Origin of the sequence: Rhizobium sp. WSM4643, assembly GCF_025152745.1 — a bacterium.
Classification (GTDB): Bacteria; Pseudomonadota; Alphaproteobacteria; order Rhizobiales; family Rhizobiaceae; genus Rhizobium; species Rhizobium leguminosarum_I.
The window spans coordinates 952,031-971,457 of the sequence record NZ_CP104040.1; the positions used below are offsets into that span (position 1 = coordinate 952,031).

20 protein-coding genes are annotated in these 19,427 nt (G+C 61.1%); 11 read left to right on the top strand and 9 right to left on the bottom strand.

Annotated features, from left to right (window positions below; translation table 11 throughout):
• The first annotated feature begins 145 nt into the window (after positions 1-145).
• Positions 146-649 carry a hypothetical protein gene (locus N1937_RS04910; RefSeq protein WP_170263328.1) on the top strand — a complete coding sequence of 168 codons (504 nt, stop codon included), beginning with the start codon at positions 146-148 and terminating at the stop codon, positions 647-649.
• Positions 650-663: 14 nt separating this feature from the next.
• Here the strand turns inward: N1937_RS04910 and N1937_RS04915 are convergent, their stop codons facing one another.
• On the bottom strand, positions 664-1,638 hold the full coding sequence (locus N1937_RS04915; protein WP_260057680.1) for a quinone oxidoreductase family protein: 975 nt from the start codon (positions 1,636-1,638) through the stop codon (positions 664-666).
• A gap of 69 nt (positions 1,639-1,707) precedes the next feature.
• On the opposite strand from N1937_RS04915, the gene N1937_RS04920 reads away from it, so the two are divergent.
• Entirely contained in the window at positions 1,708-2,574 is an 867-nt protein-coding gene (locus N1937_RS04920; protein ID WP_260059056.1) for a LysR family transcriptional regulator, read from the top strand.
• A gap of 156 nt (positions 2,575-2,730) precedes the next feature.
• Positions 2,731-3,132, top strand: coding sequence for a GFA family protein (locus tag N1937_RS04925; RefSeq protein WP_260057681.1), 402 nt, complete (start codon positions 2,731-2,733; stop codon positions 3,130-3,132).
• A 100-nt stretch (positions 3,133-3,232) separates the two neighbouring features.
• On the opposite strand, the gene N1937_RS04930 is transcribed toward N1937_RS04925, so the two are convergent.
• The 5 genes from N1937_RS04930 to N1937_RS04950 all read right to left on the bottom strand — a co-directional run bounded on the left by N1937_RS04930 (position 3,233) and on the right by N1937_RS04950 (position 8,340).
• Positions 3,233-3,637: a GFA family protein gene (locus tag N1937_RS04930; RefSeq protein WP_260057682.1), complete on the bottom strand. Its 405-nt coding sequence runs from the start codon at positions 3,635-3,637 to the stop codon at positions 3,233-3,235.
• 400 nt (positions 3,638-4,037) lie between these two features.
• Positions 4,038-4,679, bottom strand: coding sequence for a peroxiredoxin-like family protein (locus N1937_RS04935; protein ID WP_170263321.1), 642 nt, complete (start codon positions 4,677-4,679; stop codon positions 4,038-4,040).
• Between the two features lie 299 nt (positions 4,680-4,978).
• Entirely contained in the window at positions 4,979-6,475 is a 1,497-nt protein-coding gene (gene cysN / locus N1937_RS04940) for a sulfate adenylyltransferase subunit CysN (protein ID WP_260057683.1), read from the bottom strand.
• A gap of 1 nt (position 6,476) precedes the next feature.
• Positions 6,477-7,430, bottom strand: a complete 954-nt coding sequence (cysD, locus tag N1937_RS04945) for a sulfate adenylyltransferase subunit CysD (RefSeq protein WP_003546395.1) — start codon at positions 7,428-7,430, stop codon at positions 6,477-6,479.
• Between the two features lie 151 nt (positions 7,431-7,581).
• Positions 7,582-8,340: a phosphoadenylyl-sulfate reductase gene (locus N1937_RS04950; RefSeq protein ID WP_170263320.1), complete on the bottom strand. Its 759-nt coding sequence runs from the start codon at positions 8,338-8,340 to the stop codon at positions 7,582-7,584.
• A gap of 420 nt (positions 8,341-8,760) precedes the next feature.
• Here N1937_RS04950 and N1937_RS04955 point away from each other — a divergent pair, with 420 nt between their 5' ends.
• The 3 genes from N1937_RS04955 to N1937_RS04965 all read left to right on the top strand — a co-directional run bounded on the left by N1937_RS04955 (position 8,761) and on the right by N1937_RS04965 (position 10,185).
• The gene (locus N1937_RS04955; protein ID WP_170258683.1) at positions 8,761-9,207 is read left to right on the top strand and encodes an RrF2 family transcriptional regulator; all 447 of its coding nucleotides are present in this window, start codon (positions 8,761-8,763) and stop codon (positions 9,205-9,207) included.
• Positions 9,208-9,302: 95 nt separating this feature from the next.
• Positions 9,303-9,689 carry a DUF6152 family protein gene (locus N1937_RS04960; RefSeq protein WP_260057690.1) on the top strand — a complete coding sequence of 129 codons (387 nt, stop codon included), beginning with the start codon at positions 9,303-9,305 and terminating at the stop codon, positions 9,687-9,689.
• Between the two features lie 22 nt (positions 9,690-9,711).
• Positions 9,712-10,185: a DUF6644 family protein gene (locus N1937_RS04965; RefSeq protein ID WP_260057691.1), complete on the top strand. Its 474-nt coding sequence runs from the start codon at positions 9,712-9,714 to the stop codon at positions 10,183-10,185.
• Between the two features lie 15 nt (positions 10,186-10,200).
• Here the strand turns inward: N1937_RS04965 and betA are convergent, their stop codons facing one another.
• From betA to betI, 3 genes are all read right to left on the bottom strand, one after another.
• Positions 10,201-11,853: a choline dehydrogenase gene (gene betA, locus N1937_RS04970; RefSeq protein WP_260057694.1), complete on the bottom strand. Its 1,653-nt coding sequence runs from the start codon at positions 11,851-11,853 to the stop codon at positions 10,201-10,203.
• 216 nt (positions 11,854-12,069) lie between these two features.
• Positions 12,070-13,533 (bottom strand): betaine-aldehyde dehydrogenase, encoded by a 1,464-nt coding sequence (gene betB, locus N1937_RS04975; protein WP_260057695.1) that lies wholly within the window; start codon positions 13,531-13,533, stop codon positions 12,070-12,072.
• Between the two features lies 1 nt (position 13,534).
• Entirely contained in the window at positions 13,535-14,263 is a 729-nt protein-coding gene (betI, locus tag N1937_RS04980; protein ID WP_260057696.1) for a transcriptional regulator BetI, read from the bottom strand.
• 140 nt (positions 14,264-14,403) lie between these two features.
• Here betI and N1937_RS04985 point away from each other — a divergent pair, with 140 nt between their 5' ends.
• The 5 genes from N1937_RS04985 to N1937_RS05005 all read left to right on the top strand — a co-directional run bounded on the left by N1937_RS04985 (position 14,404) and on the right by N1937_RS05005 (position 19,399).
• Positions 14,404-14,952 carry an HdeD family acid-resistance protein gene (locus N1937_RS04985; RefSeq protein WP_260057698.1) on the top strand — a complete coding sequence of 183 codons (549 nt, stop codon included), beginning with the start codon at positions 14,404-14,406 and terminating at the stop codon, positions 14,950-14,952.
• Between the two features lie 218 nt (positions 14,953-15,170).
• On the top strand, positions 15,171-15,410 hold the full coding sequence (locus N1937_RS04990; protein ID WP_017963432.1) for a ribbon-helix-helix domain-containing protein: 240 nt from the start codon (positions 15,171-15,173) through the stop codon (positions 15,408-15,410).
• Between the two features lie 157 nt (positions 15,411-15,567).
• On the top strand, positions 15,568-17,385 hold the full coding sequence (locus tag N1937_RS04995) for a GGDEF domain-containing protein (RefSeq protein ID WP_170263285.1): 1,818 nt from the start codon (positions 15,568-15,570) through the stop codon (positions 17,383-17,385).
• Positions 17,386-17,463: 78 nt separating this feature from the next.
• On the top strand, positions 17,464-18,459 hold the full coding sequence (locus N1937_RS05000; RefSeq protein ID WP_162119599.1) for an NAD(P)H-quinone oxidoreductase: 996 nt from the start codon (positions 17,464-17,466) through the stop codon (positions 18,457-18,459).
• Between the two features lie 160 nt (positions 18,460-18,619).
• The gene (locus N1937_RS05005) at positions 18,620-19,399 is read left to right on the top strand and encodes a class I SAM-dependent methyltransferase (protein ID WP_017963435.1); all 780 of its coding nucleotides are present in this window, start codon (positions 18,620-18,622) and stop codon (positions 19,397-19,399) included.
• Positions 19,400-19,427: the final 28 nt, after the last annotated feature.

The following is a 19,427-nucleotide window of genomic DNA, read 5'->3' on the forward strand; positions in this document are numbered from 1 at the left end:
GCGGAATATCCGGGATATCGGGGACAAACCGGAGATTTTTCGAAGGTCAGCAGTCGGCAATATGAATAATGCGGACGGCTCGCTCCCAGATGCGATATCGTAAATCATCATCGGGCTAGCCCGATTCGAAATAGGGATTGCGGCAGTGAACTCTTCACGCTTTCTTCAATCAATCGTCGAAGCCGAATCCCAAGATACACGCTTGAATTTCGCCCGCGCCGCGATTTTTCAGCTCTATAGTGCTTGCCTGCCAACCGGATCTGCGCCGGCTCAGTTTTCCGTCGAACTCACCCTATCTGAAAAAGAGGCGGTCACGCTTGTCGTGCGGCCGTTCGTCAATAATATCGAAGCACTTGGCGGGCTTGTGAAATCCCTGTTCTCGACAAACGCGGAGACCGAACTGCGAGCCGTTCCATGCAGGGTGGAGGATAAGGTTGGATCCGGCATTGGATTGATACTTTTCGTCGACGATGAGCCGATGATTACCATCGGATCTCTTGCAGATGATACCGGACTGTTTCTTCGCCAGATCGAACCCGCATCCAGGAACACGCCCGGCGTTGCCACAATCGGTACGGTAGTAGGCCAACGACTTGCCAGTGTGGTTCCTATTCCGACTGGATCTCTCCATCTGCGTAAGCCAAAATAAATATCGCTGACCAATCAGGGTATCAGCAGGATACTGCCCGCCGAACGTCCGGACTCCATCTCTTCGTGCGCCTTCGCAACATCGGCCAAACGATATTCGGCACCGATCTGCGCGACGATCCCTGTTTCCATCGCGCCGACGGCAGCGAAAGCAGCCTCGCGATACTGTCCGATGTCAGCGCACCAGGCCATGATACTCGGATGGCAGAGCGCCTTGCCCGGGCGCAGTTCCTCGACGGGCACCGGTGGAATAGCACCGGCGGCCTGGCCGATGGTGACGGCGATGCCGAATGGGCGGACAGAGCGTATGCTCTTGAGAAGCGTGTCGCCGCCGATCCCGTCATAGGCGACGTCGACACCAAGCCCGTTCGTCAGCCGCTTCACGTCCGCGACGATATCGGCGCCTCGTCCGACAATGAGGTGATCGGCTCGATAAGATGCGGCGATTGCGGCCTTTTCGGAAGAGCCAACCGTCCCGATCACCGTGGCATCGAGCGATTTGGCCCAGCGAACGAGGATGCTTCCAAGCCCGCCCGCAGCAGCATGGATCAGAACCTGTGTTCCTGCACGCACATCATAGGTCTTTTTCAACAGCATGTAGGCGGTCATGCCTTTGAGCAGCGAACTCGCTGCCGTTTTCGCCGAAACGGCATCCGGAAGCTTGATCGCCCTTTCAGCGGCAATGTTCCTGGCTGAGCGATAGGCTCCAACCGGAGGCCCGGCATAGGCAACCCGGTCACCCTTTTGGAACATGGAAACGCCAGGACCGACGTCTTCGACGATGCCCGCCGCCTCGGCGCCGATCACCGAGGGGTAGGAAGGCATGGGGTAGATGCCCTTGCGGTGATAGACGTCGAGAAAGTTGGTTCCGATCGCCTGATGACGGATCTTGATCTCACCATCGCCGGGAGGTTCAGAATGGTGATGCTCCTCGACATGGAACTGGGTGACGTCACCGGGGGCGTTCAGCCATATGATTTGGTCGGTCATCTCTCGTGCTCCTTCATGGGCGCAAATTAACCGATGGCATGATGTGTGAAAATTCCCTATTACTTCACAATGATTGGGAGAGAATTCACACAACTCGACTGGGACGACCTTCGGCATTTCCTGGCGCTCGCGCAGTCGGGAACCTTGCTTGGCGCCGCAAAGCAGCTCGGCGTCGAACATGCGACGATCAGCCGGCGCATTTCGTCGCTTGAAGCCAGTCTCGGACGCAAGCTGGTAGACCGCCGCGGACGGCGCATCATGTTGACCTCGGACGGGGAGCAGGTTGCCAGGCACGCAGCTCTTGTCGCCGCGCAGACTGCGGCAATCGAGCAGCTTGGCCGCAGCAGCGCCACGGAATTGCGTGGCCATGTGAGGATCAGCGCGCCGCCCGCTCTCTCAAGCGTGCTGCTGGCAAAGCCGATCGCCGCCGTCAGGCGAGACCATCCGGGTGTTGGGATCACGCTCGTCGGAGAAAAGCGCCTCGCGTCGCTGAATAGACGAGAGGCGGATATCGCCGTGCGCATGTCGCGTCCCGAGGACGGCGATTACGCCATCGTCAAGCTCGGCGAAATGAGCTTCCATCTCTACGCATCAAGGACCTATCTCGAAGCGGTTTCCCCGTCGGACTGGACCTTCATCGGTTACGACGAAACCATGAACGCCTCACCGCAGCAACTGCGGCTGACCGAACTGGCCGCCGGCCGGCCGATCGCGCTGCGGTCGTCCGTTCTGGAGTTCCAGGCCGCAACCGCAAGCCTTGGCGCCGGTGTCGTCATGCTCCCCGATTTCGCCGCTCCGGAGTCCAGCGGCCTCCAGCGCATCGAGACCGAACAGGTTTTGACAAGACAAGTCTGGCTGGTTGTCCATTCGGATATCAAAGACGTCCCCTCCGTCCGCGTCGTCGTCGATGCGCTGAAGAGCGCTCTCGGGAAGTAGTGCGCTTAGTCCGCTGGGGCGCAAAGGGGCAGAGGCAGATTGAACGGGTCGGCAGCCTGGCGGAGTTCCTCTCAGGATTTCCCCAATTGGCCGTCATTGATATCGCAGCCGCTGTTGTCTTTAGTGGGTCGTCACACCTTCAAGTGGGAGGAGAATATGCCAGTCGAAGCAATGCGAACGGGTGGATGCCTGTGCGGTGCGGTGCGTTATGAGGTCCGAGGCGAGCCCTATCAGTCGGGGTTGTGCCACTGCAAGACGTGCAGAAAGATCACTGGCTCCGCCTTCTCCGCAACGGCAAATTGGCATCATCGGCAATTCCAGATGTCCGGAAAAATCAGCACTTTCGATAAAAGGTCTTTCTGCCCTGTCTGTGGTTCTCGACTCTTCTTTCTCTTCGATGACGGCGTGGAAGTGTTTCTGGGGACGCTTGATGAAGCGCCTTACGCTATCAGCCCGATGGTCGAAGTGTGGACCATTCGACGTGAGCCTTGGCTCGCACCGGTCGTCGGAGCTGCGCTTCACGAAGGAAATGAGATCGCTTCGGCAAAAGAGGATTAAGCCGAGCCAAAGCCCATACCGCAGGACATCGCCCGCTGCGCCAGGCACCGCTTTCGGCCGAGAGAGGCCGGAATGCGCCATAAGGAACTTGTCTGGCCGGTCACCCGGACACCGAACCTTGAAAGTGCTCTACCGCTTCGTCGAGCTGCACCCACTTATGTTTCGATTGTTCGAAGACTGATAGTGCAGGTGGCGCGAAGGCCGGGTCGGCAAGGGAGCCGACCGCCACTCCAATCCAGGACGGCGCAGCATCGGCCTTCCAATAGACGGTCGAGCCGCAGGTGGGGCAAAAATGCATTCGGACCTTGCGACCGCTCTCGGCGGTACGAATGAATTCTGTAGACATTCCGGATATTTCGACACAGCCGATCGCGTAGAAAGCATTTGCGCTGAACGGCGCGCCAGTTCTCCGCTGGCAAGCCAAACAGTGACACAGCGCAGTCAGTTGTGGCGGCTCGCTGAGCGTCAGTCTCAGAGCGCCGCAGGCGCATTGGGCATTGGCCATGGAAACTCCTCCCGCTTGCGCGGTGAAATTGCGTTGGATGGGGGTGAAGCGCAGGCCCGAACCGCAAATGGTCAGGGTGGGCGATGCAAAGGGGCTGAGACCTGATATAATTTCAGCCTCACAGAGGCTCGAATGTAGATCGCGGAAATTCCGAAGTCTAGAGGAAAGCCATCTGACCGCTTCGGGCTCGGATCGGATCCGGAGCCCTATCGCACCGTCTCAGGTTCTGATCGGTTCTTTGCGGCAAGCTGGATTTCAAATTCCACCGGCGATCCATCGCCAAGGGTGGAGTGGAGGCGCCAGAAAGCAAGCGGTAAACAGCGAGTCGATGAGCATCTCGAACGATGCGTCAACACCGAGCACCACCCCGGCGGTAGGTCCTCGAGCGAGTTTTTCGTTGTTAATGTGCGACTTGGGAAGCTGCCGACATCAATTCCTGGGAATTCGGTGCCGTGAATGTCTCGAGCCCAGCCTCCAGAACTTCAGTGAAGCTCCAGCGTACGATGCCTTCCCGGTCGATTAGGAACTGACCGACAAGCTGCCCGTGGTCGGCAGTCATCATCTGCTGATCGGCTTCCGTCATTTGATATCCTTCCTTCTCGTTGAGAAATTCGTCCATTGCCATCACGCCCATGGGCTCGGGCAACTCGCCCTGAAGATCGATCCGTATCGCCATGACCGTGTCGATCCCGACCTCGCGTAAGCCGAAGGCTTGGTGCGAAGCCCGTCCCGGGTCGGATGCAGCAAGAAGATCGGGTATCGGATGGTAACGGAAATAGAGCCGCGCGCGTTCGACCGGCGTATTTACCACCGCCAGGGATTGGACGCCTTTCTCACGCAGCATCGGGTTGAGATATGCCATGGCCGCGACATGGCGCCGGCAGAACGGACAATGCAGGCCTCGAAACAGACCGATCAATAATGGGCTGCGGCCGCGAAAATCATCAAGTGCGATCTTCCCCTCGTGCGAGATCGCATCAAACACAACGTTCGGGGCCCGGTCGCCCGGTTGTAGCGGATGGTCGACATAGCGCGTGGACATGGACAACCTCCTCGCTCGGGGATCAGTCGAGAAAAGGCGCCACGTTAACTGCTTCGAGGTCGAGATTGAGCGTTGCGAAGCCTGACCTCTCGTTTTACCGCACCGCCAGGATCCTACCTAAGAATGGCCCCACATCGGTCCGCCGGCAAGCGGTAAACAGCGAATCGTGAATTGAAAAAGTCCGTTTTCTGCAAATTCTGATTTTTTTAGCGGCCGTAGAGGCCGACAGGCATCGCCAGCCCGCAGCCAGCAGATTCGGCCGCGGTGAGGGGCCAGTCCTGCTGGCCCCTAGTCCTTTATCAGATATCGCTTGCGGCACTCGACCAAAGGTCGGCGGCTTCGGCTGCCGTCATGCGCCGCACGTCGGCCTCGTGGCTGCGGCTGGCGAAGAGTTCGCTTGCCATGATCTGTTCGGCAAGATCGGCCGGAAGCGAGAGGATGACGCGGGCTTCGCCATTGTGCAGGCCGCCGAGTTCGCTGCGCTTGCCGGTCACCATGCCGCCGGCGACCGTGTTGTTAGTCTCCGGATCGATCAGGATGAAGGAGCCGGAAAGCCGGTTCTGCTCATAGGGGTCGAAGATCGCCGCTTCGTCGAAGACGAGCCGGACTTTGCCGATGGCGTTCATGTAGAGCCGCTGGGCGGAATTCCAGGCGCCGGTCTTCAGCTCCAACTGGCTGAGCGGCTGCACCTGGACACGCTGGCGGCGGCTGCCGCTCTTCAGCCAGTAGCGTTTGCCGGGCTCGATTCCCTCCGGCTGCAGCGCGACGATCTGCGCGTCGAAGGCAAGGCCGACCTGGGGCTGGGCGTTGATCGAGACGATCATGTCGCCGCGCGCCACATCCACCTGGCGGTCGAGCACTAGGGTGATCGCGTCGCCGGCAACGGCTGCGTTGCGGACGAGATCGAAGGTGACGATCTTCGAAACGTTGGCGACCATGCCCGACGGCAGGATCATGACGCTGTCGCCCGGTTTGACCGAGCCGCCGGCAACCGTTCCCTGATAGCCGCGGAAGCTTTCGCCCGGACGCGACACGCGCTGCACGGAAAGGCGGAAGCCGACCGTCTGCGACGAGCGCACGGTGGCAAGTTCCAGCGTCTCCACCAGCGACGGGCCGGTATACCAGGGCATGGCGGCCTGGCCGGAATAGACGACGTTTTCGCCCTTCAACGCCGACATCGGAATGGCGGTGATCTGCTTGACGCCGAGCGACAGGGCAAATTCCCGGAAGTCATGGCTGATCTTGTCGAAGCCGGCGCGGTCGTAGCCCGTCAGGTCGATCTTGTTGACGGCAAGCACGAACTGCTTGATCCCGAGCAGCGAGGCGATCGTCGCGTGACGGCGCGTTTGTTCCAGAATGCCGAGGCGCGCATCGACGAGCAGGATGGCGAGATCGGCGGTCGAGGCGCCGGTCGCCATGTTGCGGGTATATTGCTCATGGCCGGGCGTGTCGGCGACGATGAAGGAGCGCTTGTCGGTCGAGAAATAGCGATAGGCGACATCGATCGTGATGCCCTGTTCGCGCTCGGCCTGCAGGCCATCGAGCAGCAATGCGAAGTCGGGCAGGCCGAGATCGTTCTGCTTGCCGGTGGAATCGCGCTGCAGGGTGGCGGCCTGGTCTTCCTTGACCGCCTTGGTGTCCCAGAGCAGGCGTCCGATCAAGGTCGACTTGCCGTCATCGACGCTGCCGCAGGTGATGAGGCGCAGCGGCCTGGTATCGCGCTGAGCCTTGAGCGGCTCGGCGGCGGGCAGGCTGACGACGGTTGCGGCCGAGACGGCGGTTTGGGCTGCGGTCATCTCAGAAATATCCTTCACGCTTCTTCTTTTCCATGGAGCCGGACTGGTCGCGATCGATGGCGCGGCCCTGGCGTTCGGACACCGTTGCAATTTCGAGTTCGGCAATCACCTCTTCGAGGGTGGTGGCCTGTGAGCGGATGGCGCCCGTCAGCGGGAAATCGCCGAGGGTGCGGAAGCGGATCATGCCTTCCTGGCGGACTTCGCCGGGCAGCAGTTCGAGGCGCGGATCTTCGGCCAGGATCATCATGCCGTCGCGCTCCACGAAGGGCCGCTTCTTGGCGTAGTAGAGTGGCACCAGCGGAATGTCCTCGGCCTGGATGTAGCGCCAGATATCGACCTCGGTCCAGTTCGACAGCGGGAAGGCGCGCACGCTCTCGCCCTTGCGGATCATGCCGTTATAGATGTTCCAGAGTTCCGGCCGCTGGTTGCGGGGATCCCAGCGATGGTCGGGCGTGCGGAAGGAATAGATGCGCTCCTTGGCGCGGCTGGCTTCCTCGTCACGCCGCGCACCGCCGAAAGCGGCGTCGAACTGGCCGGCATCAAGCGCCTGGCGCAGCCCCTCGGTCTTCATGATGTCGGTGAAGGCGGCCGATCCATGTGTAAACGGCGTGATGTTTTCGGCTTTGCCGCGCGGATTGATGTGCTCGATCAGATCGAGATCATACTTCTTCGCGGTCTCGTCGCGGAAGGCGATCATCTCGGAGAATTTCCAGCCGGTGTTCACATGCAGCAGCGGGAAGGGCACGCGGCCGGGATAGAAGGCCTTGCGCGCCAGGTGCAGCAGCACCGAGGAGTCCTTGCCGATCGAATAGAGCATGACGGGACGCTCGAATTCGGCCGCAACCTCGCGGAAGATGTGAATGGATTCGTTTTCCAGCGCTTTCAGATGCGGGTCGAGCGGCGCCTTGGCGCTCTGCGGATTGCTGAGTTCCGTATCCGGACGGCTATCGGGCATGTGTTACTCCAGGCTATCGGTCGTTTGCGGGTGCCCGCAAAGCAATTCCTTGATGTCGGCTTTCCCGGGATTGTTGGCTTTCCCAGGGAATGTTGACTTTCCCAAGGCTGCGGCGGTCGCCGCGCCCTGATTGGGAAAGCCGTGGGGTGATTTACTGTGCGGCGATCGCTGCGGCCTCTTCGGCGACATGCAGGCCGCATTCGCGCGTCTCGTCCTGCTCCCACCACCAGCGACCCGCACGTTCCGGCTCGCCGGGTTTGATCGCCCGGGTGCAGGGCTCGCAGCCGATCGAGGGATAACCGCGGGCATGCAGCGGATTGACCGGCACGCCGTTTGCGGAAACGAAGGCCTTGATTGCCTCCAGGTCCCAATCGGCGAGCGGATTGACCTTCAGCAGATGCCGTTCGGCGTCGTATTCGGCAAAGGGCGTTTCGGCACGGTTGGCCGATTGCCCGCGGCGCAGGCCGGTGATCCAGATCGCAGCACCTTCGAGGGCACGCGCGAGCGGCTTCAGCTTGCGCATGCCGCAACAGGCGTGGCGGGCTTCGACGCTCTCGTAGAAACCGTTGAGGCCGTATTGCGCCGCATAGGCGTCGATATCGGCCTTCTCGGGCTCGAAACGATGGATATGGATGTCGTACTGGCTTTCGGTCTCATCGATCAGCGACAGCGTCTCGGCAAACAACCGGCCGGTCTGCAGCGTCGCGATATCGATCGGCAGGCGGTGCGTGCCGATCTCGGCGGTGATCACCTGGTCCTCGATGCCGAGTGACGTCGTGAACACCACGCGGCCGCCAAGGCCGCAGACCAGCGACAGTCGTCCGGCAAGGTCGAGACCCGCCAGTCTGTCGTTCAGCGCCGCAGCTTCCGCAATCGGCCCTTCTTCCGCAATCCTATTGATAGCAGTCATGAGAATCCTGTCCTTTGTTATCAGGAGTATCGCAGTTCACGCATGGATCGGACAGAAAAAGGGATTTCGAAAGCTGCGGCCGGAGGAGCAAATATCTCTCCGAAGCTGCCGCGATGCAGAAAAGCAGCCGCCTGCGGATGAAAATCCACATCGGCAGCTCGAATGTCTATAGAAATAGTAGAGTTACACGCAGCCTGTCAATCGGAAATCTGAAGTGATGCCGAAAATCGTGCAGAAGGCGCGGTTTTGGCATAGATTAAGCGCGCTTGGCCGAGGGCGAAAAACAAGGCCAAAACGCTTGTCTCTCAAGGCTTTCTCCGGTGCGTTCAAATTCCGTTCATGCTGGTTGTGCCATAGAGGTGAAAGTACTTCCGTAGCGGTGCGGGAATTCGCGCCGCCTGTGTGTGTCGATGGTCAAAAATGATTACGCAAAAGGCGAAATATGCGCTGCGCGCGCTCACGGTCTTGGCTGATGCCGATGCCGACGAACCGGTGATGATTTCCGATATCGCGGCGCAGCAAAAGATCCCGAAAAAGTTCCTCGAACAGATCCTGCTCGACCTGAAACATCACGGCGTCGTCGTCAGCCGTCGCGGCAAGCAGGGCGGTTATCTCCTGCTGAAGCCCGCCCACACGATTACCTTCGGCGAGATCCTGCGCATCATCGACGGCCCGATCGCGCCGCTGCCGTGCCTCTCGATCACTGCTTACCGCAGATGCGACGATTGCGACGGCGAACAGAATTGCCAGATCCGCCACGTCTTCGCCAAAGTCGCCGACGCCACCCGCAAGGTGCTGTTCTCGACAACGATCGCTGATGCCATCGCCCCAAAGCACGGCGCCGAAGTCACCCGGCTGCTGGCCTGAGCATACGCCCGCCTCTTTCTTCAAGATTTGGTGAAATGCCTTTTCCTCCGGCTCCGATGCTCCACCTGCCTGCTCATGCTGGTAGGGAGAATATCATGTTTGGAATTTCACCACAGCGAGTAGTGGCTGCGGCCATATTCTCGGCGGCCCTCGCGACAGGCGCGGCCGCTCATCACGGCTGGTCCTGGGCCGAGGCGGATCAGATCGAACTGCGCGGCACGATCGACAAGATCTCCATGGGCGGCCCGCATCCGACGCTCGATGTCGCCACCGCCGATGACGGCGTCTGGCGCGTCGAACTCGGCAATCCGCGCCAGACGGAACGCTCCGGTTTCGTCGAAGGTGTGGCCAAGCCCGGCGACCAGGTGGTGGCCCTTGGAAACCGTTCGCAGGATGCAAAAGAGAAGCGGCTGAAGGCCGTGCGCCTCACCATCGGCGAGAAGCGCTACGATATCTATCCCGACCGCATCAAGACGAACTGACCTCTGGGCGAACTGACCTGTCGTGATGGACACTCTCGAATGGCTGTCGGCGACCACGCCTGCGCTCGCGCTCCGGCGCTCCGGAACGCTCTACATGTTCGTCAACGCAGCCCATATCCTGGCGATCGGCCTCTTGGTCGGCGCCATCGTGCCGCTTGATCTGAGGCTCGCCGGCTTCTTCCGCAAGGTTCCGGTTGAGATCGTCGCGCCGTTTCTGTCACGCGCCGCCGCTGTCGGCCTTGCCGCGGCTGTTGTCACCGGCTTCTGCCTCTTCAGCGTCCGGGCGGTCGAATATGTCGCCAATCCCGCCTTCCTTGCCAAGCTTTGCCTGATCGCCATCGGCCTTCTCAACCTGTCGATCGTTCATTTCGGGCGAGCCTGGAAAACGGCGGTGTCGAAAGGCATCGTCCGGCCCGGCCTGCGCTTCTCCGCCGCCCTGTCGGCCGCGATCTGGATCGCCGCCCTCATAGCCGGACGGTGGATCGGTTTTCTCTGAAACCGGATAACCGGATCAGCGGTCGCTCACCGCCCAGCGCGGGTTGACCCACGGTTCCTGGTTCGAGCGCGCCAGCGGCTGTTTGCCGAGGATATGGTCGGCCGCCTTCTCGCCGGTCATAATAGACGGTCCGTTGAGGTTGCCATAGGTGACGTGCGGGAAGATCGAGCTGTCGGCGACGCGCAAGGCCTCGACGCCGATCACCCGCGTTTGCGGATCGACCACCGCCATCGGATCGTCCTTGGCGCCCATCCGGCAGGTGCCGCAAGGGTGATAGGCGCTTTCCAGATGTTCGCGCAGGAAGGCGTCGATTTCATCATCGCTCTGCACGCCTTCGCCCGGCTGGATCTCCGGCCCGCGATAATCGTTGAAGGCGCTCTGCCCGAAGATTTCGCGGGTAAGCCGCACGCAGTGGCGGAATTTCTCCCAATCCTCCGCATGGCTCATATAGTTGAAGCGCAGCACCGGATCGGCCTTGGGGTCGGCGGAGCGCAAGCTCACGCTGCCGCGCGATTTCGACAGGTTATAGCCGACATGAACCTGGAAGCCGTGGCTCTTCGCCGCCGCCTTGCCGTCATAGCTGATCGCCACCGGCAGGAAATGGTACTGGATATCGGGTTGCTTCAGCCCTGCTGCAGACCGCAGGAAGGCGCACGCCTCGAATTGATTGGAGGCGCCGAGCCCGCCGCGCGAAAGCAGCCATTGCGCGCCGGCCACGCCCTGCCAGAACCACGGCAGCCAGGAATAGAGCGACACCGGCTTGGTGCTGACCTGCTGGAAGTAGAATTCCATATGATCCTGCAGATTGGCGCCGACCCCCGGCCGGTCGGCCTTCACCGGAATGCCCAAGTCCTGCAGATGTTGGCCGGGACCGATGCCCGACAGCATCAAGAGCTTCGGTGAGTTGAAGGAGGAGGCCGAGACGATCACCTCGCGGTTCGCCTTCACCACCTCCATTCTGCCCTTGCGTTCGATCTCGACGCCTGTGGCACGCCCGCCCTCGATCACGATCCTCTGCGCAAAGCCGTAGATGATCTTGACATTGTCCCGCCTCAGCGCCGGTTTCAGATAGGCGTTGGCGGCAGACCAGCGGCGGCCGCCGAAGATGGTCTGCTCCATCAGGCCGAAGCCTTCCTGCTTGCTGCCGTTATAATCCTCCGTCGCCTCGAAACCCGCCTGTTTGCCGGCCTCGACGAAGGCGCGGAAGAGCGGATTGGTGAAGCCGCCACGCTGGACATGCAGCGGCCCGTCTGTGCCGCGCCAGCCCTCTTCGCCGCCATGCGAATGTTCCATCCGCTTGAAATAGGGAAGCACGTCGGCATAGGCCCAGCCGCTGGCGCCGAGCTCCTCCCAGCGGTTGAAATCCTCGGCATGGCCGCGCACATAGACCATGCCGTTGATCGAGGAGGAGCCGCCGATCACCTTGCCGCGCGGCGCCGTGATACGCCGATTGTTGAGGTTCGCCTCCGGCTCGGACAGATAACCCCAATTATATCGCTTCATGCTCATCGGCCAGGCAAGGGCCGCCGGCATCTGGATGAACGGTCCGAAATCGCTGCCGCCCGCCTCAATGACGATGACACTGTTCTTGCCGTCTTCCGACAAGCGGTAGGCGAGGGCGGAGCCGGCGGAGCCCGAGCCGATGATGACGAAATCTGCTTGTTGCATGACGTTCCCTTAGATTCTTTTGCAACGGTCCCGAAAACCCCGGGCATTAAGACCCCGCCCCAAACCCCTCCCCACAAGGGGGAGGGGCTTAACTTGCTGCACCGCCTCACTCGACAATCAGCGCCACAAGCGATGAGATTGAAGAGGGATAAAACCGGTGCCCCATATTAGTCCCTCCCCCTTGTGGGGAGGGGTTGGGGAGGGGTCTCAATCCCTTCAGTACGGCGCCACCACCGGCCCCATGCCGACATAGACCGTCTTCAGCTCGGAATAATGCTCCAGCGCGGCCAGCGAATTCTCGCGGCCGAAGCCGGATTGTTTCGAGCCGCCGAAGGGGATTTCCACCGGGCAGAGATTATAGGTGTTGATCCACAGCGTGCCCGCATCCAGCCGGTCGACGACGCGGTGGGCGCGGGTGAGGTCGGCAGTGAAGACGCCGCCGGAAAGACCGAATTCGCTGGCATTGGCGCGGGCAATCACCTCGTCCTCGGCGTCGAAGTCGAGCACACACATGACCGGCCCAAAGATCTCCTCGCGGGCGATGGTCATATCGTCGGTGACGTCGGCAAAGATAGTCGGCTGCACGTAATAGCCTTCGCCGGAGACGTTGTTCGGAATGCCGCCGCCGGCAATCAGGCGCGCGCCCTCGGCCTTGCCCTTCTCGATGTAGGAGATCACTTTCTCGCGCTGCGCCCAGGAGACCATCGGTCCGACCTGCGTCGCCTCGTCCATCGGGTCGCCGATCAGCATCGCCTCGGTGCGGACCTTCAGCCGCTTCAGGAATTCGGCCTTGACGGTCTTCTGCACGAAAACGCGCGTGCCGTTCGAGCAGACCTGGCCGGTCGAATAGAAATTGCCGAGCATCGCGCCGCCGACCGCCGAATCGAGATCGGCATCGTCGAAGACGATGAGCGGCGACTTGCCGCCGAGTTCCATCGTCACGTGCTTGAGGTTGCCGGCGGCAGCGGCCGCCACCCTGCGCCCGGTCGGCACCGAGCCGGTCAGCGACACCTTGGCGACATCGGGATGGTTGACGAGCAGCGGCCCGGTGTCGCGGTCGCCCTGGATCACATTGAAGAGCCCCTTCGGCAGTCCCGCCTCGTGCAGGATCTCGGCGATCTTCAGCGCCCCGAGCGGCGTGTTCTCGGAAGGCTTGAACACCATGGCATTGCCGCAGACAAGCGCCGGCGCCGCTTTCCAGCAGGCGATCTGCTGCGGATAGTTCCAGGCGCCGATGCCGACGCAGACACCGAGCGGCACCCGCTTGGTGTAGGCAAAATCCTGGCCGAGCGGGATATGCGAACCGTTGAGACCGGCCGGTGCAATGCCGCCGAAGAATTCGAAGGCATCCGCACCCGAGGTCGGGTCGGCGACAACAGTCTCCTGGATTGGCTTGCCGGTGTCGAGCGTTTCGAGTTCGGAAAGTGCCCGGTTTCTCTCGCGCATGATCTCGGCCGCCCGTTTCAGGATCCGCCCGCGCGCCATTGGGCTCATCGCCGCCCATTCCGGCTGGGCGCGTTTGGCCGCGGCGATCGCCCGTTCGACGATCGCGGGCGTTGCGGCATGCAGCCGGGCGATCACCTCGCCGGTCGCGGGATAGAGGCTCTCGATGACGGTGCCGTCGGTATCCTCGACATATTCGCCGTCGATGAAGTGCGAGGCTTTCGGCTGGGCTTTCATGTCACCTGTCCTTGAGTTGTTCTATGTGGTTGTGCCTTCGAGACGGCTGGCTCGATCCCGGGTGGCCCGCAGGGCCAGATGGGTCGGCAGTCTCGGCCTTCACTCCCTCATCTGTCCTTCGGATATCTTCTGCCCGCTGGGGAGAGGGGGAGGTGGTGGCCAAAAGCGCATTCAGATAATCTTCCGTCAGCGCGATCGAGGCTTCAATGCCGATCGGCGCCGATTTCAGACTTTGCCTGATATAGAGCCCGTCGATCATCGCCGCAGCGCCTTCGGCGATGCGTTCTGCGGCGTCGGCGGGCAGCAGCGCCTTGAGATCGGCCAGCAGATTGGAGCGCAGCCGCCTGGCATAGATCACCAGAAAGCGGCGGGTCTCTTCCGAGCGCTGCGCTTCGGCGTAAAAGGCAAGCCAGGCGGCAATCGTGTCCGGCGCGAATTGGTCGGCGTGGAAGCTGACGCGGATGATGGCCGAAACCCGCGCGCGCGGCGTCCTGGCGGCCTTAAGCGCCGCCACCGTGTCGCTGCGCAGCTGTCTCAGAAGCGAGCGGATCGTCTCGATCAGCAGTTGCTCTTTGCTGCCGAAATAATGATGCGCCAGGGCTGCCGATACGCCGGCCTGCCGAGCGATATCGGACATCGTGACGGCAAGCGAGCCGTGATCGCCGATCACCCGCAGCGCCGCGTCGACAAGCGCCTTGCGGCGCACCGGCTCCATTCCGACTTTCGGCAACAGACCACTCCTCGAAAATCAGGAGCAGGTTATTTTTGATTGACTGATCAATCAATAAAAATCTTTCTTGATTTGATTCAGCGCAGATCTTTTCCTGAAAAATTGCTGCAGCATATGTTGAATCCAACAGGAGGTGCGTCATGGCCGATGTCTTCGAGGGAACGCCGACATCTTCGCTGCAGTCGAAATGGATCTGGTTCGCCGGTTTCGGCGTGCTGCTGCTCGTCTGCGGCCTGATCGCGCTCGGCAATCTGATGCTCGCCACCGTCGTCTCGGTCTATTATGTCGGCATGCTGATGCTGTTCGGCGGCGTGATCTATCTCGTCCATGCCTTCCAGGTGCGTGGCTGGGATCATGTTCTGTTCTGGATGCTGAGCGGCCTGCTCTACGTGCTCGCCGGCATCTGCGCCTTCGTCAATCCGATCCTCACTTCGGCGGCGCTGACGCTGTTTCTCTCGCTCGCACTGGTCATCGCCGGCGTCTTCCGCACCTGGGTCGGCATGCGCATGAAGCCGGTCAAGGGTTGGCGCTGGATCGTCGCAAGCGGCGTCATCACCGCCCTTGCGGGTTTCGTCATCGCGCTCGGCTGGCCGGTGAACAGCCTCTGGATCCTCGGTCTGTTCCTGGCCGCCGATCTCATCGTCCAGGGTTCGACGATGATCGCCTTCGGCCTCGGCATCCGCAGTTGAAACTGATGCCGCTGACCGTTCTTTTTTGACAAGACCCGTTCTTTTTTGACAAGACTAGGACAGGGGATTAGACTTAAGGGGTTATGGGCCGATCCCAGCACGCGGACGGTCCGATGTGCGAATGCACCAAGGCACCGGCGAGATCGCCGAGAATGCTGAAGATGGTCATGCATCCCCCAGAGACAGGGTTCTGCCTGATCGGAAAAGGGAGGAAGTTCATGCCGATGGTCACCGTTTCCATCTCTCCGCAACAGGCAGCGGGCATCCGCGCCGCCGTCGACAATGGCGGCTATGCCTCGAGCAGCGAGGTCGTTCGCGAGGCGCTTCGTCTCTGGGATACCGCCCGCAAGCTCAATGAGTTCCGGGACGATATGCTAGACGACGACGCTCCATCCGGCGGCAGATGCGTCGCCGACATGTTCGCCGATCACGAGGCGGAGCGCCGTCGCTCCGCCTGAGCAAGCATCTGATTGCATTGGAAAAATGGAATAAACGCGGAGCGCGTAGGACGCCCTTGCGCGTTTCATAAAACTTTCACACTGGCGAAAGAGTTCATTGACCCTTCTGCGGCATGTTCCGGACGAAAAGAACAAGTCACAGTGGAGATCAGCCCCAATGAAAACCGGGATGTCCTTGGCTGCCACCGTCGCGCCGGATGTCCTGCGCCGCTACGCCAGCGATCAGATCGTAACCCTTGCCAAGCTCGTGGTCGAGAACGCCTTCCAGCCGATCGTTGAGGCCGGCACCGGCACGGTCTTCGGCTACGAATCCCTGATGCGCGGGCAGGACCGCATCGGCTATGATACGCCGGTCGAAATCCTTGATGAAGCACATCAGCTGGGCCAGTTGCTGCAGCTCGAACAGATGGTCGCCAGCCGCGCTCTCGCCAAATTCGCGACGCTGTCGAATTTCTCCACCTCGACGCTGTTCCTCAATCTCGATGTCCGGCTCATCCCGCATGGCGAAAGTCTGGTCGAGACCCTGCTGCAACACCTGCGCAAGGCCAATATTCCGCCATCCTCCGTCTGCTTCGAATTCTCCGAGCGTTTCGACAATACCAGCGTGCCGGAATTTTCCGGCCTGGTTTCCAGGTTGCGCAAGGCTGGTTTCAAGCTGGCGATCGACGATTTCGGCGTCGGCAATGGCGAGATGAAGCTGCTCTGCGACTATCCCGTCGATTATCTCAAAATCGATCGTCATTTCGTCGCCGAGATTGACCGCAGCCCGCGCAAGCGTCATCTCTTGAAAAGCATCGTCAACATTGCCCACGTGCTCGGCACACGCGTCGTCGCCGAAGGCATCGAGACCGAGGCCGAATTCATCGCCTGCCGCGAATATGGCGTCGACCTCGTCCAGGGCTGGTTCATCGCCCGTCCGACAACGCATATATCGGAGCTGGCGCCGTCCTTCCCGCATCTGCAGGAGCTCGGCAAGAGCAAGCGGGGCAGTCAGTCGCTCGACGAAATCCTCATCCGCAAGCAGATCGAGCTGCTGCCTACGGTCTACGAGAATGACAGCATCGACAACGTCTTCGAACTCTTCCGCCGCAATCCGCGCCAGGCCTTCTTTCCTGTCCTCAATGCCAATGACGAGCCGCGCGGCATCATCCACGAGCATCACCTCAAGGAATATATCTACCAGCCTTTCGGCCGCGATCTCCTGAAGAACAAGATGTATGAGCGCAGCATCTCGCATTTCGTCGAGATGGCGCCGATCGTCGGCCTCGACAGCGACGCCGAACAGCTGATGGCGATCTTCGCCAACATGGATGGCAGCAACTGCCTGATCTTGACCGACAATATGCGTTATGCCGGCGTCGTCTCCGCCGCCTCGCTGATCAAGGTCATCAACGAGAAACAGCTGAAGACCGCGCAGGACCAGAACCCGCTGACCGGCCTGCCGGGCAATCGCGCCATCCGCGATTTCATGCGTCAGTCCGGCCGCGACGGCGATGAGCTCCGCCACTTTTGCTATTGCGACTTCGATAATTTCAAGCCGTTCAACGATGCCTATGGCTTCCATCTCGGCGACCACGCAATCTCGCTGTTTGCCGCGCTGATGCGCCGCTATTTCTTCGCCGAGCGCCATTTCCTCGGCCATGTCGGCGGCGACGATTTCTTCATCGGCATCGTCGGCTGGACCAAGGAGGAACTGACGGAGATCCTCGACCGGCTGATCAGCGATTTCCACGACGACGTGCGCGATCTCTATTCCGACGAGGACCGCGCCGCCGGCCGCATCCTCGGTCACGACCGCACCGGTGTTGAAGCTTTATTCCCGCTGATGCGCTGCTCGATCGGCGTCATCGAACTGCCGGGAGGCCTCGTCATCGACGATATCAACCGCGTCAGCGCCGAGATCGCCATCATCAAATCGGCCGCCAAGGACAGCGAGGAAGGTCTCGTCTTCCATTTGCTGGGCGAGGCGAATTGACGCCTTTGCCACATCGTGCCTTCCAAAGCCTGCGGGGCTGATTTATTCCGGTTGCTTCCGATTAGGGAGGAGCCGGTCATGCCTTTGCCTCAGGATATGCGTTTCGTCGATCTGCCGTCCTTCGGCGGACCGGAGGTGATGGTAATCGGCAAGAGGCCGCTGCCTGTGCCTCGTGACGGAGAGGTCCTGGTGCGCGCCGAGGCGATCGGCGTCAACCGCCCCGATATTGCCCAGCGCCAGGGCAGCTATCCCGCGCCCAAGGATGCGAGCCCGATCCTCGGCCTGGAATTGTCGGGCGAAATCGTTGCCGTCGGCCCCGGCGTCCGCGGCCATGCCGTCGGCGACAAGGTCTGCGGGCTCGCCAATGGCGGCGCCTATGCCGAATATTGCCTGTTGCCGGCAGGCCAGATCCTGCCCTTTCCCAAGGGTTATGATGCGGTGAAGGCGGCAGCTTTGCCTGAGACCTTCTTTACCGTCTGGGCCAACCTCTTCCAGATGGCCGGGCTGACGGAAGGCGAGACGGTGCTGATCCATGGCGGTTCCAGCGGCATCGGCACGACGGCGATCCAACTCGCCCGCGCCTTCGGTGCCGAGGTCTACGCGACGGCGGGCTCGAAGGAGAAATGCGAGGCTTGCGAAAAGCTTGGCGCCAAACGCGCGATCAACTACCGGACCGAAGATTTCGCCGAGGTGATCAAGGCCGAGACCGGCCACGGCGTCGATGTCATCCTCGACATGATCGGCGCGGCCTATTTCGAGCGCAACATCGCCTCACTGGCGAGGGACGGCTGCCTGTCGATCATCGCCTTCCTTGGCGGCGCGATCGCCGAAAAGGTCAATCTCTCGCCGATCATGGTCAAGCGCCTGACGGTCACCGGCTCCACCATGCGGCCGCGCACGGCGGAAGAAAAACGCGCCATTCGCGACGATCTGCGCTCCGAGGTCTGGCCGCTGCTCGCCGCCGGCACCGTCGCCCCCGTCATTCACAAGGTCTTTGCCTTCGACGAGGTCGTCGAAGCCCACCGGCTGCTGGAAGACGGCAGCCATGTCGGCAAGGTCATGCTCACCGTCTGAGGTCAGCTTCGGACCAGCATTCGCGCGCAAGGTGAAGCTGATCCTGCCTGTTTGTGAGTCCCCGGGGTCATTAAACAGTCGTCTGATCGAAACCCGGCCCCGAACTGCGCATCTTGATGTGGCGTTGCTTGCGCGTTGTACGGTCCCTACGAGGAATACAATGGCTCTATTCCACGCCTGCCCCATCTGCCGCAGCAGAATTCCGCATTTCGAACCGCTTCCGCGCTACTACATCGACAAGGCGGTCGAGCACGGCTTTCCCTATCGCGTCGATGAATTCGAGACGATCAACCATCAGGCTTACAGCTGCCCCAATTGTCATTCGTCCGATCGGGACAGGCTCTTCGCGCTGTTCCTGACGCCGGTGTTCCAGCGCCTCAACCCGGCGCAGGCCTTCCGGTTCCTGGACATTGCCCCGGGCCGGGCCTTGAGCTTCTGGCTCAAGAGCCACCCGCATATCTTCTACCGCAGCTGCGACATGTATATGCCCGAGGCAGACGATAAGGCTGATATCCACAACCTGCCCTACGCCGACGAGACCTTCGACTTCGTGCTTTGCTCCCATGTGCTCGAACATGTCGAGGACCCGGTGCGTGCCACCGCCGAAATCCGGCGTGTTCTCAAGGAGCACAGCATCGCCATCCTGATGGCGCCGATCTGCCTGTCGATCGAGCACACCCATGAAAATCCCGAAGTGACGACGCCGGAAGGCCGCTGGGCGCATTTCGGCCAGGACGACCATGTGCGCCTCTTCTCAAGGTCCGGGTTCATCGATGTGATCCAGCGCGCCGGTTTGGCGGTTCAGCAAGTTCCAGTCACCGAATTCCTGACGCCCGAGGTCTGCGATACCTATGGAATTGGCCGCAGCTCCGTCCTCTATCTTGGCGTGAAGCAGCAGGCCGTCCAGCAGGAGCCGGAACCGGAGCGCAACGTCGCCTAATGCATGTCGCACGGAAGTGTGCCGCGGT

Excerpts from the sequence above, each read along its gene's own strand:
- N1937_RS04915 (WP_260057680.1), bottom strand. The coding sequence starts at position 1,638 with ATGACCGACCAAATCATATGGCTGAACGCCCCCGGTGACGTCACCCAG.
- N1937_RS04920 (WP_260059056.1), top strand. The coding sequence starts at position 1,708 with ATGATTGGGAGAGAATTCACACAACTCGACTGGGACGACCTTCGGCAT.
- N1937_RS04925 (WP_260057681.1), top strand. The coding sequence starts at position 2,731 with ATGCCAGTCGAAGCAATGCGAACGGGTGGATGCCTGTGCGGTGCGGTG.
- N1937_RS04930 (WP_260057682.1), bottom strand. The coding sequence starts at position 3,637 with ATGGCCAATGCCCAATGCGCCTGCGGCGCTCTGAGACTGACGCTCAGC.
- N1937_RS04935 (WP_170263321.1), bottom strand. The coding sequence starts at position 4,679 with ATGTCCACGCGCTATGTCGACCATCCGCTACAACCGGGCGACCGGGCC.
- cysN (WP_260057683.1), bottom strand. The coding sequence starts at position 6,475 with ATGACCGCAGCCCAAACCGCCGTCTCGGCCGCAACCGTCGTCAGCCTG.
- cysD (WP_003546395.1), bottom strand. The coding sequence starts at position 7,430 with ATGCCCGATAGCCGTCCGGATACGGAACTCAGCAATCCGCAGAGCGCC.
- N1937_RS04950 (WP_170263320.1), bottom strand. The coding sequence starts at position 8,340 with ATGACTGCTATCAATAGGATTGCGGAAGAAGGGCCGATTGCGGAAGCT.
- N1937_RS04955 (WP_170258683.1), top strand. The coding sequence starts at position 8,761 with ATGATTACGCAAAAGGCGAAATATGCGCTGCGCGCGCTCACGGTCTTG.
- N1937_RS04960 (WP_260057690.1), top strand. The coding sequence starts at position 9,303 with ATGTTTGGAATTTCACCACAGCGAGTAGTGGCTGCGGCCATATTCTCG.
- betA (WP_260057694.1), bottom strand. The coding sequence starts at position 11,853 with ATGCAACAAGCAGATTTCGTCATCATCGGCTCGGGCTCCGCCGGCTCC.
- betB (WP_260057695.1), bottom strand. The coding sequence starts at position 13,533 with ATGAAAGCCCAGCCGAAAGCCTCGCACTTCATCGACGGCGAATATGTC.
- N1937_RS04985 (WP_260057698.1), top strand. The coding sequence starts at position 14,404 with ATGGCCGATGTCTTCGAGGGAACGCCGACATCTTCGCTGCAGTCGAAA.
- N1937_RS04990 (WP_017963432.1), top strand. The coding sequence starts at position 15,171 with ATGCCGATGGTCACCGTTTCCATCTCTCCGCAACAGGCAGCGGGCATC.
- N1937_RS04995 (WP_170263285.1), top strand. The coding sequence starts at position 15,568 with ATGAAAACCGGGATGTCCTTGGCTGCCACCGTCGCGCCGGATGTCCTG.
- N1937_RS05000 (WP_162119599.1), top strand. The coding sequence starts at position 17,464 with ATGCCTTTGCCTCAGGATATGCGTTTCGTCGATCTGCCGTCCTTCGGC.
- N1937_RS05005 (WP_017963435.1), top strand. The coding sequence starts at position 18,620 with ATGGCTCTATTCCACGCCTGCCCCATCTGCCGCAGCAGAATTCCGCAT.